11 protein-coding genes, 1 rRNA gene and 1 pseudogene are annotated in these 14,327 nt (G+C 62.7%); 5 read left to right on the forward strand and 8 right to left on the reverse strand.

Features of this window, described 5'->3' with window-relative positions; genetic code table 11:
• Window positions 1–2: 2 nt before the first annotated feature.
• Entirely contained in the window at window positions 3–1,493 is a 1,491-nt protein-coding gene (locus BLR57_RS17690; RefSeq protein ID WP_089699835.1) for an amidohydrolase family protein, read from the reverse strand.
• A 137-nt stretch (window positions 1,494–1,630) separates the two neighbouring features.
• On the reverse strand, window positions 1,631–2,392 hold the full coding sequence (locus BLR57_RS17695; RefSeq protein ID WP_089699837.1) for a helix-turn-helix domain-containing protein: 762 nt from the start codon (window positions 2,390–2,392) through the stop codon (window positions 1,631–1,633).
• Window positions 2,393–2,641: 249 nt separating this feature from the next.
• On the opposite strand from BLR57_RS17695, the gene BLR57_RS17700 reads away from it, so the two are divergent.
• A complete protein-coding gene (locus BLR57_RS17700; RefSeq protein ID WP_089699840.1) occupies window positions 2,642–4,132 on the forward strand; it encodes an aldehyde dehydrogenase family protein in 1,491 nt (496 codons plus the stop codon).
• A 186-nt stretch (window positions 4,133–4,318) separates the two neighbouring features.
• Here BLR57_RS17700 and BLR57_RS17705 read toward each other — a convergent pair.
• Window positions 4,319–4,939, reverse strand: a pseudogene (locus BLR57_RS17705) (phosphoribosyltransferase); the annotation flags it as partial.
• A 143-nt stretch (window positions 4,940–5,082) separates the two neighbouring features.
• On the opposite strand from BLR57_RS17705, the gene BLR57_RS17710 reads away from it, so the two are divergent.
• A complete protein-coding gene (locus tag BLR57_RS17710; RefSeq protein WP_089699843.1) occupies window positions 5,083–5,493 on the forward strand; it encodes a CBS domain-containing protein in 411 nt (136 codons plus the stop codon).
• Window positions 5,494–5,563: 70 nt separating this feature from the next.
• Here BLR57_RS17710 and BLR57_RS17715 read toward each other — a convergent pair whose 3' ends face one another.
• From BLR57_RS17715 to BLR57_RS17725, 4 genes are all read right to left on the reverse strand, one after another.
• Entirely contained in the window at window positions 5,564–6,547 is a 984-nt protein-coding gene (locus tag BLR57_RS17715) for a transcription initiation factor IIB (protein WP_089699845.1), read from the reverse strand.
• Between the two features lie 343 nt (window positions 6,548–6,890).
• Window positions 6,891–7,703: a hypothetical protein gene (locus BLR57_RS17720; protein WP_089699847.1), complete on the reverse strand. Its 813-nt coding sequence runs from the start codon at window positions 7,701–7,703 to the stop codon at window positions 6,891–6,893.
• Window positions 7,704–8,375: 672 nt separating this feature from the next.
• Window positions 8,376–8,531 (reverse strand): DUF7563 family protein, encoded by a 156-nt coding sequence (locus BLR57_RS19555; protein ID WP_170830696.1) that lies wholly within the window; start codon window positions 8,529–8,531, stop codon window positions 8,376–8,378.
• 149 nt (window positions 8,532–8,680) lie between these two features.
• Window positions 8,681–9,700, reverse strand: coding sequence for a DUF7972 family membrane protein (locus BLR57_RS17725; protein WP_089699848.1), 1,020 nt, complete (start codon window positions 9,698–9,700; stop codon window positions 8,681–8,683).
• A 208-nt stretch (window positions 9,701–9,908) separates the two neighbouring features.
• Between BLR57_RS17725 and BLR57_RS17730 the strand changes: the two genes are divergently transcribed.
• Both BLR57_RS17730 and BLR57_RS17735 read left to right on the forward strand, forming a co-directional pair.
• A complete protein-coding gene (locus BLR57_RS17730) occupies window positions 9,909–10,358 on the forward strand; it encodes a hypothetical protein (RefSeq protein WP_089699850.1) in 450 nt (149 codons plus the stop codon).
• A gap of 1,332 nt (window positions 10,359–11,690) precedes the next feature.
• Window positions 11,691–12,935, forward strand: coding sequence for a Cdc6/Cdc18 family protein (locus BLR57_RS17735; RefSeq protein ID WP_089699851.1), 1,245 nt, complete (start codon window positions 11,691–11,693; stop codon window positions 12,933–12,935).
• Between the two features lie 22 nt (window positions 12,936–12,957).
• Here BLR57_RS17735 and BLR57_RS17740 read toward each other — a convergent pair whose 3' ends face one another.
• Complete coding sequence (locus BLR57_RS17740; protein WP_089699853.1) at window positions 12,958–13,347, reverse strand: CopG family transcriptional regulator; 390 nt, start codon at window positions 13,345–13,347, stop codon at window positions 12,958–12,960.
• Between the two features lie 822 nt (window positions 13,348–14,169).
• Here BLR57_RS17740 and BLR57_RS17745 point away from each other — a divergent pair.
• A 16S ribosomal RNA gene (locus BLR57_RS17745) occupies window positions 14,170–14,327 on the forward strand; the annotation flags it as partial.

The raw sequence follows: 14,327 nt of genomic DNA on the forward strand, positions 1-14,327 counted from the left end.
CCTCAGATGTCGCTCTGCCGGAGGACGCGGCGGCCGGACTGCTCCAGTCGGTCGAGATGGTTCTGGGCGGTCGGGTTGTGGACCAGCCCGTTGCGCTTGACGACGGTGCCGTCGACGATGACGGTGTCGACGTTGGCGATACCGGCCTGGAAGACGACCGTCTCGACGGGCTTGTGGACCGGTGCGGTGTTCAGGTCGTCGCCGTCGATGATGGTCAGGTCGGCGCGCTTACCGGGCGTGATCGAACCGATCTCGTCTTCGAGTCCGAGCGCGCGCGCGCCGTCGATGGTCGCTATCTCCAGGGCGCGGTGGGCGGTCGGCGTGACGTCCTGAATCTGCTCGCCGCGTTCGACGGCGGGCTGGTTGTTCAAGCCGCGCTGGACCTGCACCGCCATCCGGAGCTGGGTGAACAGGTCGTCGCTGACGTTCGAGACGATGTCGACGCCGACAGAGGGAATCGCACCGTTGTCGATGGCCTCGCCGACCACGGGCATCCCCATCCCCATCTGGAGTTCGACCTCGGGCGTCGTCGAGATGGAGCCGCCGGACTCGCCGATGAGCGCGAACTCTTCCTCGGTGAGCCGGTTGGCGTGGACGTAGTTCAGGTCGTCGCCGAGCAGACCGAGCTCGTCGAGCTTCGAGACGCCGCCCGAGCCGAGCGAGCCGATGTGCATCGACGCCGGAATCCCGAGTTCGCGGGCGAGTTCGATGTCCTGGCGGACGACCTCGTCAGTGGAGTAGTCGGGACCGCGGATCCCCATCGCGAGCGTCAGCAGGCCGTCGTCGGAGGGGAACCGCTCCTCGTGGAGCCGACGGATGTCGTCAGGGTGGGTGACCGAGCTGTTCTCCCACCACTTCGCGCTGTCGTCGCCCGGCGGGCCGTGGGTGAACAGCGCGCGGATGCCGGCGTCTTCGAGCCCGTCGATGGCGCGGTCGGTGTGTTGCGAGGAGTTGGCGATGTGGAACCAGTCGAGGACCGTCGTCGTCCCGGCGTTGAGCTGTTGGACCGCGCCGAAGAGATTGCCGAGGTAGGCGTCGACCGGCCGGTAGTTGCTGCTGATCTCCCCGAGCATCTTGTCGAGATATTCGAGGAAGGTCCAGTCGCCCGCGACCCCGCGGACGCCCGACTCCCAGGTGTGGAGATGGGTGTTGACGAAGCCGGGGACGACGATGGACCCCTCCGCGTCGACGACGTCGGCACCGTTCGCGTCGAGATCGTCGCCGATGAGCCTGATCTCGCCGTCTTCGACGTAGATGTCCGTGTCGTACAGGATGCCGTAGTCGGGGTCGACCGTGACGACCGTCCCGCCGCGGATGAGTAGCCGCCCGCCGTCGTCGGGAGCGTTGCCGTTGCCATTGCCGTTGCCGCGCCCGTTGGAACTCTGCGCGCTCGCGACAGAGGAGAACGACACCGCAGACAGCGCCGCCCCACCGAACTTCAGATAGTCCCGTCGCGATACGTCACCGTCGGTTGGCGTCTCGTCGTTCGCCATGTGCAGTTTCCCGTCGGGGCATGACAGGGTTACGTGTTCGTTCGGATATTTCCAAGCGATCGTGTCGGGGAGACTACGGGAGTGCGGCGAGGTGTTCCGTTCCGGCGGCCAGCGGTCGCCGGTGACTGGCCGGATGCTCAGCGGGAGGCTTCGGGGGGTGTGCGCAGACCGCCGGGCGTGCCAGCGCGTTCGAGAAACGCTCGCGCGAGATGTCCCTCGGCACTGGAGAGACGGTACTGGAGGGTCGACGTCGGAATGTCGGCCTCGCCGGCGATCTCTTGGAGGGTGTGGCGACGCGGATGTTCGTAGTAGCCGTAAGCGACGGCGAGTGCGAGTGCCTCGTGCTGTTCGTCCGAGAGGTCCGAGGTCGCCGTCGTCCAGTGGTCCGCCCAGTTCGGCGAGTGCTCGACGTGCTCGAACTCGAGTGAGAGCCCCTCGCGGAGGTTCCGTTCGAGTTCCTCGTAGATGTCGCTCATCACCGCGCCGTCGTCGGCGAGGACGCGCCAGAGATACTCGTTGCCCTGCTGTTCGGCCTGCAGTAGGAGCCCATCGCCGAGATAGTGCGCGACGAGATACGGGATCGACCGACAGCCCTGCCCCTCGGACTGTCGGGAGTAGACGACGCGGCCGGTCGGATAGGAGTCCAGCACCTCGTGGGTCCAGTCGATCTCGCAGCCGCCCATCCCGCGGAGACTGGAACACCGCGAGAGCTGGGCGACCGCTTCGTCGTACTCGGCGAGTGCCGCCTCGGGACCTTCGACGCGGTCGACGCGCCACATCGTGTTCGGCGTGACGTGACAGGAGACGGTCCGCGAGGACAGTTCGGGATTGTCGATGAAGACGTCCATCAGGTCGTCGGCACCGGCCTCGTACACGACGCGAAACGCGAATTCTCGCATATTTCACCGAACTTCGACGCCGACGGTAATGAGGACTCGGTTGGAAGGCTCCAACTGCCGGTATCGGTCGCGAGGGCCGTGCTATCACTAGACAGAGGGAGACAGAGGAGAGGCCAGAAACAGCCAGTGTGACCGCACGGGCGTGCAGTCGCGCGAGACCGGGACGCCAGCTTTTGAGGCTGTCGCAACGCGAGGGTACCTCCGCTTTGCGGCTCCGTTTATGTACCAGCGGCCAACGGGCAGTTGCACATGGTCGACGACATCGCAATCGACGCCGACTGGAACGCGCTGTACATCGACGGCGAGTGGACCGAAAGCGAGAGTGGCGAGAGCATCGCAGTCGAGGACCCGTCGACCCGCGAGACGGTCGCACACGTCCCACGTGGGACGGAGGCCGACGTCGACGCCGCCTACGAGGCGGCCGCCGAAGCCCAAGCAGAGTGGGCCGAGACGCCGCCCGCCCGCCGACAGGAGGTCGTCGAGCAGTTCCTCCAGGCACTGAACGAGTACGAAGAGGAGGTCATCGACCTGCTCGCACACGAGGTCGGCGGCTCGCGCATCATGGGCGAGACGTCCATCCAGATCGCCTCCGACCACGCGAGCGAAGCGGCGACGCTCCCCCGGCGGATGAAGGGCGAACACGCCGACTCCAACATTCCCGGCAAGGAGAACATCGTCCAGCGGAACCCGAAGGGCGTGGTGACGGTCATCTCGCCGTGGAACTTCCCGCTGAACCTGTCGATGCGGGCGGTCGCACCCGCCATCGCGGCGGGCAACGCGGTCGTCCTCAAGCCGTCGACCAACTCCCCCATCACGGGCGGGCTGCTCTTCGCGAAGCTGTTCGAGGAGACCGACCTGCCCGCGGGACTCGTCAACGTCGTCACGGGCCGCGGCTCGGAGATCGGTGACCGCGTGGCGGGCCACCCCGAGAGCGACGTGGTGGCGTTCACCGGCTCCACCGAGGTCGGCCGCCGCGTCTCGGGCATCGCCGGCGAGAACCTCGCCGTGCCCGCGATGGAACTCGGCGGCAACAACGCCCACATCGTGACCGAGGACGCCGACCTCGACCGCGCTATCGACGGCGGCGTCTTCGGCAGCTTCGTTCACCAGGGACAGGTCTGTATCTCCATCAACCGCCACATCGTCCACGAGTCGGTCTACGACGAGTACGTCGACCGGCTCGTCGACCGCGCGGAGTCGCTGCCCGTCGGCACCGCCCACGACGACGACACGGTCGTCGGCCCCATCATCGACGAGTCCCAGCGCGACGAGATGCTGGGCTACGTCGAGGAGACGGTTGAGGCCGGTGCGACCCTGGAGACCGGCGGCTCGACGGTGGACGTCGACGGTGTCGACGACTCGCTGGTCGTCGCACCCACCGTCCTCTCGGACGTGACGAACGACATGGCCGCCGCGTGCAACGAGCACTTCGGTCCCATCGCGCCCGTGATACCGTTCTCCGATATCGACGAGGCGGTCGAACTCGCCAACGCGACGGAGTACGGTCTCTCCGGCTCCGTCCACGCGGGCGACCTGACGACCGGCAAGGAGATCGCCACCCGGATGGAGACGGGCAACGTCCACGTCAACGACCAGTCGATCAACGACGAGGCACACGTCCCGTTCAGCGGCATCGGTGCCTCCGGCGTCGGTACCTACAACAGCGACGCCTTCCTCGACGAGATCACGGAGACGAAGTGGATCTCCCTGCAGCACGAGCCGCGGGAGTATCCGTTCTGAAGTGAGCGGGAGCGTCGCCACGCCGCCCGAGACGGACGGGTGACGGTCCGTCCCGGCGGCCTACACGCTCACGCCACCCTCGTCGCGGCCGCGGTCCTCGTCGGTAGAATCGCCCTCGTCGGTCGCGTCGCCGTCGGCATCCTCGCCTTCGGCCGCATCGTCGCCCACCGCGGCCAAGTCGGAGGGTTCGGCGAGATACCCCATCGCCTCGCGGTCGCTGACCTGCCCGAAGTCGCGGTAGAACGAGCCGACCGCGCCGAAATACTGCGGCATCTCGACGCAGTAGACCGCGTCGGCCTCCTCGCGGAGCCGAGAGACGGTCTCCGGGGGCGCGACCGGGACGGCCAGGAGCGTCTCCGCGGCACCCGCTGCGCGCACCTGTCGGAGACAGGCGGTCGTCGTCGCGCCCGTCGCCACCCCGTCGTCGACGACGAGGACGCGCTTGCCCGCGAGATCCAGCGGCGGGCGGCCGCGACGGTACCGGTCGAGTTTGTCGGCCGCGACTGCGGCCTCTTCGTTCCGTTTTCGCTCGATGTAGTCGTCGCTCACGCCGAGGCTGTCGACGATGCTATCGTTGATCCAGACGGTGCCGTCGGCGGCGACCGCGCCGATTGCGAGTTCCGGGTTGGCTGGCGCGCCGAGCTTCCGGGCGGCGACGACGTCGAGCGGAACGCCGAGCGCGTCGGCGACGGCGCGGCCGACGGGAAGCCCGCCGCGGGGGACCGCGAGCACGACGTCCGCCTCGACGGCCTGCTCACGGAGCAACGCGGCGAGTTCGACGCCCGCCTCGGTTCGGTTTCTGAACATGATAACACACCCCTAGAGGGACGCACGAGAGCGCGAATAACGTTCCGTCGCGAGCGCGGCGGGTGGACGAACGGACGGTCACGACGTGCGTGAGAGCCGCGAGCGGACGCAGCTATTTGTCGGCCGTGAGCGTTCTAGACACCATGAGTCTCGAACGAATCGGGCGGACGGACGTCGTGACCGTCGGGGTCGACAGCCCCGTCGACGAGGTGGTCGAGACGATGCGGTCGCACAACGTGGGCTGCGTGGTCGTCGTCGACGGCGGGCGGCCGCGGGGCATCGTCACCGATCGCGACCTCGTGCTCTACGCGATGGACGGCTCGGAGGCACTGACGGCCCGGAACGTCATGGCCGAGGATCTGTTCACCGTCGATATCGGAGACGACGTCTTCGACGTCGTCAACGAACTCTGCGAGCGGGGCGTCCGGCGCGCACCCGTGCTCGAACGCGGCGACCTCGTCGGCATCGTCACACTCGACGACTTCGTCCGCCTACTGGCGACGGAGCTAGACAGACTCGCGGACGTCATCGAGGCGGAGTCGCCGCGGCTGTAGCCCGGCTTGTCGGCTGCGGCGGGCGAAAAGAGAGCGTCGGTTCGCGTCAGTGAGCGTCAGTGAGCGTCGGTTACTGCCGTGCCGACACTTCGTCGAAGTCGATGCCGACGACTTCCAGCTGTTCACGGTACCGGTTGCGGATGGTCACCTCGGTGACCTGCGCGACCTGCGCGATCTCGCGCTGGGTGCGCTTCTCGTTGCAGAGCAGCGCGGCCGTGTAGATGGCCGCGGCGGCGAACCCCGTCGGCGACTTGCCCGAGTGCAACCCCTCGGCGGTCGTCTTTTCGATGATGGCTGCCGCGCGCTGTTGGACCTCCTCGTTCAGTTCGAGTTCCGAGCAGAACCGCGGGAGATACTGCTTGGGGTCGACGGGAGCCATGTCGAGACCGAGTTCGTGGGCGACGTAGCGGTAGGTGCGGCCGATTTCGCGTCGGTCCACCCGGGCGACCGACGACACCTCCTCGAGGCTGCGCGGGATGTTCTCCTGACGGCACGCGATGTAGAGCGCGCTCGTCGCGACGCCCTCGATGGAGCGGCCGCGGATGAGGTCGGTATCGAGTGCCCGTCGGTAGATGACGGCGGCGACCTCCCGCACGGAGCGCGGCACCCCCAGGGCCGACGCCATGCGGTCGATCTCCGAGAGCGCGAACTGGAGGTTGCGCTCGCCCGCGTCCTTCGTTCTAATTCGTTCCTGCCACTTGCGCAGGCGGTGCATCTGGTTGCGCTTCTCCGAAGAGAGCACGTGTCCCGACGAGTCCTGGTTCTTCCAGTCGATGGTCGTCGTCAGCCCCCGGTCGTGCATCGTACTCGTCGTCGGGGCCCCCACCCGCGACTTCGACTGGCGCTCGGCGTGGTCGAACGCACGCCACTCCGGCCCGTGGTCAACGACTTTGTCGTCGACGACGAGCCCGCAGTCGTCACAGACGAGTTCCCCCCGGTCGTCGCTGCGCACGAGCGCGGCCGAGTCGCACTCCGGACAGTGGCCACTGGCCACCTCGTCCGCGTCGTCCACTTCTGTCTCTTCTCGTCCCCCGGTATTGTATCTGACAGCCATGGTCCTTCCCCGGCAGTAGTCGGGTACGCCGAAGCCCAAGAAGGGTATATCTAGATACCTAGAGCGGGAGTAAATAACCCCGTACGCCCTGAAATCGAAGGAACGGAGTAATCGGTCGCAAGTCGTGACAGTCCGTCCTCACTGAACGTCGGATGGGCTGCCACCGCCACTCGACGGAATACGAGCAGCCTTGGTAACAGTCTGAACAGACGCTGTTCAATGAACCTCCGAATAGTAATGATAAATGAATGATTAAATTGCCGACAACTGCTCAACGAGCGGGGACGAGCACGGCAGTCGATCCGGGATGGCTGCAGGAGCGACAGCGGTGAGAGACGCCGTATTACCGATGCTCCGACGGCAGTCGGCGACGTCGCCGATACCACACCGCGAACGCTCCGAGGAGACCGAGGCCGACGGCAGTCCCGCCGACGGAGACCGCCAGCCTGCGGGTCGTCGCAGCCTCGCGCGCCGCCGTCGCCTGCGACTCGGCCGCCGCGGCCAGCGTCGTCGCCAGCGCGAAATCCTCGCGCTCGTAGGCGTCGATAGCGGACGCGAGCGACGCTTCGGCCTCGGTCGGCGTCGCCCCAGCGGCTCGTGCGGCGGCGGTTTCGGCGGCCGCCGCGTCGATGGCGTCGGCGACGGCGGCACTCTCGGCGGTGAAATGGTGGACTCGCCAGGTGCCGAGCGTCGTCGGAGTCTCGCCCGGTCGCGTGACCGCGACCGACGCGAGTTGGAACGTCTGCGGCGGATCGTAGCGGTAGTCTGCGACCGACGGGACGCGACCGACAAGCCGGACACCGACTTCGCTGACGTCCGCGTCGAGGCCAACACCGTCCTCCGCGAAGGACCGTCCGTCGAGGGACTGTCGGCCGAGCTGGTTGCCGTCGACGTCGTAGAGCGTCACCGTCCACGTGGCGTCGGTCAACTGGGTGAGACCCACGAGCCGCCACGACCCGAGTGTGGGGTCGTGATAGAGATCGGCGAAGTGGACGCGTGCCGAGAGCGTCGCGCCGACCTGTCTCTCGTCGGGGACGGCCGCCTCGGCGACGCCGACGGCGGGCACGGCGACCGTCGCGACCAGCAGCAGGGCTATCGCGAGGAGCGCGACGCGCTCGCTGTCAGCCCGCCCGAGTCCGACGGGTGTGCGGTTCATGGGTCGTCTGTGGTGTCAGAGATACGACTGGAAGGAGCATAAGACCGTCGTCGACAACGGTGACCGTCGGTGCAAGTTCGTTTTCGAGTCGCTCGAACCGGAGAAACGGTCCGTTGTCACGGCTGGTTCGTCCTGACCAGCGAATGATTCTGTTACAACACTACGTTTGTCACGATTCTAGTGGTTAACAGTGCGTATTCCCCATATTTGGGCGTCTAAAGCCGTCTCGCTGCGGTTTCGTCGGGGGGACCGCGAACTGGTGAGCAAAATCGAGGTCGAACACTGGTCCGACACCGGCACGACCACTATTGTAAAAATAGAATGATAAACAGATATTCGACAGGTGTGGGAGAGAGAAAATTGGGGTGTCCGGTCGAAGAGACAGTCTCGCCAGAAGAAGTAGAGAATGAACTGCACTAGTAGTGATAGCGGCGGATGTGAGGGGTTTTTCGAGAAAAAGCTGAGAAATCACTCTGTCGAGGTTGTCAGGCAGTAGCAGTCGCCTGAGTAAAGCAAAACCATATAGAATTTAGCACAAATTTTGAATAGACATCTAACAGAGATATTTTGAGAACCGGTGCGTTCCGGTTGCAGTCGTGTTCTTCGGGCATCGGGGCAGGGAGCCAGCGAGAAGACGGAAGTCAGGCAGGGACGTGAGTCGGGAGTGGAGACTCAATGGCGTCGGCTCCGTGCTTCTCGAACCTCGGCCCCGTCTCGGAGTTTGTCTTCACAGTGGGGACAGACACGGGGATGTTGCGCGCCGTTGGGGGCGAACACGCGAACGTAGGCTTCGGTGACGAACGAGCCACAGTTCTGACATTCGGGCATACCGAAAATCTTGCTCGGATTCTGGCATAAGGATTGGGGGCGAACAGGTGACGAGAGGAGGGTGTGGGAGGAGAGGAAAGGAGAGGAGGGTGTGGGAGGAGAGGAAAGGAGAGGAGGGTGTGGGAGGAGAGGAAAGGAGAGGAGGCGTGTTACGACTCCCAATCGAGGTCGTCCGACCGGCCCGACTCGCGGAGGATGAACGGGCCGATAGCGAGTGTCCGGCGAGCGATGGTGGCAAGCCGGATCATGTAGACCCCGAGCAGGAAGAACGGCATCGAGCAGATCGTTGCGGCGGCGGCGACGAGCCAGACGACGCTGTCGACGCCGAAGACCGAACCGGGAACGGTCTCGGGACCGACGACGAGGATCATCGAGACGGCGACGAGTAGGGCTGGAAACGAGACGTAGACCATCTTCCGCGAGAGACCGACGAGTTCCCACTCGAAGAAGAGCGTCTTGATGTGTTCGCGTGCGGGACCGAAGAGTGAGAGCAGGTCGATGAGGTCGTCGAAGGCCGCACTCTCTTCGTCGGTAAGGTCGTCGGCGTATCGCTGACGGAGGCGACGTGCCTGGTAGATCTTCCACGAGTAGTTGAAGTCGAGGGCGGATTTGACGACCTGATAGCGACCGAACTGGGCGTCGTCGAGGTCGCTTGCGACGGCATCCGCGTTGTGGGTCAGCTCGTCGAGAAACTCTTGGACGTCGTCGCGCGACTTGGCGACCTCAGCGAGCCGCTCGGCGGTCTCGCCGCTCACCTCGACGAACGCCTGGAGGAACGCTGCCGGCTCCGGCGGCGGCGTCGTCCCGAGATACTCTTTGGCCTCCTGGCGGAAGTCGACGGCCCCTTTCATCCGCTCATGTTGGTCGCCCAACGGACCGAGTTCCTGTGAAAGCACCAACTGTGAGATGGTGACCACCAGTGTAACACCGGTGATGAGTGCCGTCACGTACCCCTGAAACAACGTCTCGACTGGGTCCGATTGAGTCATCGCGACGAGGAGATCGTCACCGGTCGCGACGATCGTGGCCGAGAGGAGAGCGAAGAAGAGAACGCTGATTAGGACGGTGAGCCGCAGACGACCCGCGTTCAACTGTGCCGCGAGCCTGAGTCGGCTGCGACGGTCACCGACACGCTCCCGCATCGTATCGTCCGGTTCTGTCTGTGTCATCGTGAGGGAAAGTCCGCAGTCACTCGCTCTTCACGCTGACGCGCTACTAAACTACCGGCCAGCAGCGGTCTCCTGGCCAGCAACTGTCTCCCGGCCGGCAGAATTCTCCCGGCCAACAGGAGTCTACCAGCTAGCAGTTGTGTAGACCACCGCCGACGAAGTGGCCGATGTCGATGTCTCCTTGCCCCCTGGCTACGAAGAGATACCGATGGCAAGTATCTCAGCGAAGTGGAACAAGACGGGACAGGGCTTCGAACGTGACGACGACACACTCTCGGTCGGTGTCTACGTCACGACTGCCGATGTCCACTACCACGGCGACGACGTCCACGTTCGCCCGGACGTCCCGTCGGAGATGGCCAACTCCTATCAGGTCTATGCAGTGGTCGGTCTCGACGGCACCGACGGTCAGCGGGTTCCGTTTATCAACTACGCGGAGCTCTCCGACGCGGTCACGTTCGCGACACTCGTGACCCGGTATCTCGACGAACGCGACAACGTAATCGGCGTCGAGGAGATCGCCGAACGTGAACCCGGAGCAGACGACGACTGGTGGCCGGAGGGCGTCGTCGACGGCGACGAGACTGCACCGAGAGAGGCACTCGCTGCGATGCTCGGGACCTATGCGGAGCGACTCGACGAGGCACTGTCCAGCTAACTGTCGGAAGGTCCCGGATTCGGGTCGGTACGTCTACTGTACGCCAAATATATCAGAAAGTCGAATGGTAGTGGAGAAGTATGGTGGACACACACACCATGCTCGCGAATGTAAGTGTGTGAGAGCGGGGGGTGGAGTCGAAATCAGGGGGTTGAGTTTGAAGCAGGCGAGTAGGGTGGAAATCGGAGAACGTGTAACTGTCGCGAGAATACGGTTGAGACGCCCAGATCGACACGGCTCGCGTGAACAACGACACGTGGATGAAAGCGACCGATACCGTAAGATCTACTCGGTCTGAACCTTCTGCTCGATGGTTTCGTCTCGACACAGGACGAAGTATCGTCCTCTACAAATTGTGACGAAGTTAACTTGGCGGGCTTTTCTCGTTGTGGGCTTATAAAACATTGGGTCGTGAAGCCAATGAAACGAATCCTGGGAGAAATGCCCTCGTTCGACGGACGCGGTCCCGTCTTTCTCGGCAGACATCCCACCGTTGGCCCTCTCCAACCCGTCTTACACCCGAATCACTCACATCCCTTGTACGAACCGATCTTTCGAATCAGTCGTCTCGGGTACTGCTACCCCCTTCTTCGACCGTTTACATTCGCGAAGTAGGTGTGTGGGTGTAACCGTAACCGTCTCGGGCTTCTTCTCGACGTCCTATTTCGTTGTTTGCGTGTGCCTGCGTTGGTCCCGTGCACAGCACAAGATGACACTCGAGAACACATAGCACGGTTCATGCCACATACGGCTCATCACATCTGACTCACCTCTTTTGCACACTTACATTCGCGAGGGTGGTGTGTGTGCGTGGCCGTTCCGGTGTCGAACTCCTGCGACACACCTTCGATTTTCGCTTACATTCGCGAGGGTGGTGTGTGTCTGTTCCACGCACGACTTCGACTCATCCGGTGGGCTGACACTAACCTGCCGAGTCGATGGGGATGAGACCGGTGAGACTCCTTCGGCTACCTACTTATCGATCGAACAGGAAACCCTCCCGTTACATTCGCGACGGGGGTGTCTCACACACCACACGGACGGCCTCCACTACACCGTCACCACCGAACCGCGATCTGCAAATGCAGATACATTCGCGACAGTGGTGTCATACATTCGCGACGATGGTGTCGGGTCGACGCCTGTTCCGTCGCTAACGGTAGTTCTCGACGAACCGCGGCCCATTACATTCGCGAGCTTGGTCGTCGGCCTCCTTCGAGAGTTTCCCTTTCTTGTGCTGTCTCTCGACACTTTCTTGGAGAATACATTCGCGAAGGGGGCGTCAGACTCCCAGTACAGTTATGACCGTTCAGTAGAAATACCGTCCAATCGATGACGCTTGGCGACGACTCCGAGGTGGAGCGAGACTCACTCTTTCGGTACGAAGAACCCATCTTCGCGCGCGAAGAGCTTCTCGATATCCGCCACATCCCCGGTCCGGACCGTATCGTCGGCCGCGATACGCATATGCAGCGAGTCGCGAACGCCCTCAATCCCGCCATCTTCGGCCGACCGCCGAAGCATCTCCTCATCTACGGGAAGACAGGGACCGGGAAGTCGCTGGTCTCTCGTCACGTGACCCAACGGCTCGCGACCGAAGCGGCGAAAGACTCCGTTATCGTCCGAACCGCCTTCGTCGACTGCGGAGAGGAGAACACCGAGACCTCCGCGGTCAAGACGATCGCTGCCCAGTTGAACGACCCCGAGGAAACCGGTATCACGATCCCCGAACGGGGGCTTTCGACGGGTGACTATTACAAACGACTCTGGACGATTCTCGACAGTCGCTCCGACGTCGTCGTCATCCTGCTCGACGAGATCGATATGCTCGAAGACGACGAGATCCTTCGGAAGCTCTCACGAGCCGGTGAAAACAGTCGAATCGAACGCTGCAGCATCGGCGTCATCGGAATCAGCAACAAGATCGACTACCCCGATCAGCTCACAGAGCGTGTCAAGAGCAGCTTCCAGCACGACGAGATCGTGTTCAAACCCTACGCCGCCGACCAGCTCAGCGAAATTCTCAACAACCGTAAAGATGCCTTCCGCGAGGGGATTCTCGGCGACGACGTCATTCCGCTCACATCCGCGCTCGCCGCTCAAGAGCACGGTGACGCGCGCAAAGCGATCGACATCCTCCGAAACGCTGGCCGAATCGCGACCGAAGAGGAGAACCCCGAGGTGACAGTCGAGCACGTCCGTAAAGCGAAAGAGCGTACCGAGGCGGACCGGTTCAACGAGATCATCGCCGGTACGCCCGTGCAAGGGAAGGCGATACTTCTTGCACTGGCACTGTTGACGCTGATGTCCGACGAATCGGAGTTCTCGACGAAACGCGTCTACGACACGTATACCACCATCGTCAACGAGATCGGTATGGACCGACTGTCCGAACGGCGAGTCAACGAGATCCTCCAAGAGCAGGCGTTCCTCAACGTCATCAACTCCACCCGAACGAGTCGTGGACGCGGACGCGGTGTCTACAGTAAACACCGACTGCTCGAAGATGCAACCATCGTCAAGAAAGTCATCACCAGCGACGACCGGTTCGAGGTCTACGAGGAGATCGGTGTCTGAGCCGTATTCGCCGTAGTACCGACTACTCGACCTGTGGCGTCCGATACATCGCCAACAGCTCTTCGAGTACGAGTGCAGCCCTACTTCCGGCATCGACCTCGTCGTCGACGTATTCGTATCCTGCGTCGAACTCGCCCCGCAGCCCGTATTTTCGGATTTCGACGACCGCTTCGAGGAAGTCGTCGTCGAACTCGTAGCTGTCGTCGACTTCTGACGGGAACTCCAGGTCGAGTTCTCCTTTCAACTCTTCGTAGCTAAACGTCTTCTCGTTGTAGTCGGGCGAGACGAGCTCGAGCATATACTCCGCAGAGAACCGGTAGAACTCGGATTTGCTCTCGAACGTCCCATCCGCCACCAGTGATTCGATCTCCTCGACCACCTGATCCGGGTAGCGGACGGTATCTTTCGCCATGTTACTTCACCCCTGTGTGGGGAACGATTATAATTTCTCTGGTAAATTTGGTGTTGCGGGTTCTGCGTAGCTGGATTCTCTGGCTGTAAAGCGTATCCCTGTCGCTACATGAGCGGCCGTCTGTTCTCGATTTAGGTCACGGTCGGCCCCCGGTACGTCTCCGTGTTGGGTCAGTCTACCGAAGCCGATCTCCCGCCGAATGCCGTTGTCTTCCACCTCCGACGTTCAGCGAGTTCTGATCGTGTTCTCGTTGCGGTACGACCCTCCAAGTCAGCCGTAGCACGGAACGGAGACTTAGCAAACGCGCGCGGAAACAAATTGACCCACTTTCAGTGGCAGTCGCGTTTCGTCCGATAGACATCTCGGTCTTGAGTTTCACAATCGAGAGATTCGTTAGCACTATCTCTGACAGTCAGACACATCCTCGATGATTATTCATCTTTCGGGCGATATCACTGGTATTAAGTATTACCCAGCCATCCGTAGGAATGCGTACGACACAACGTGACTTCGGGCCGGTCACCCCGGCCCGAGATCACACGTGGGCCTCGTGGGTTCGTCCCACGGTCGATGTGCTTCGGTGGGTTTATGTACCCATCGCGCATTGGTTTAGGTCCGAAGAAGATGAGGATTCCGCCCCTGCGGTCCGCCGTACACGACGGAATCTGACGTTAGCCTTGATAGTTCGGTGACACCCGGTCGGACGACCGGCTCGTCACCGAGCTTGGACCTTGCAATGACACTCTCTTACAGAGTGTTTTGGTGATGCCACTCGTCAGAGTGGACATCCCGCCACCCCCTCTCCCCCCAGGGAGAGGAAACATTCCGGTTGATCCTGCCGGAGGTCATTGCTATTGGGGTCCGATTTAGCCATGCTAGTTGTGCGACTTAGATCGCAGCGGAAAGCTCAGTAACACGTGGCCAAACTACCCTGTAGACAGGAATACTCTCGGGAAACTGAGGCTAATACCTGATACGGT

The sequence above is a fragment of the Halogranum gelatinilyticum genome (assembly GCF_900103715.1).
In the GTDB taxonomy this organism is placed as follows: domain Archaea; phylum Halobacteriota; class Halobacteria; order Halobacteriales; family Haloferacaceae; genus Halogranum; species Halogranum gelatinilyticum.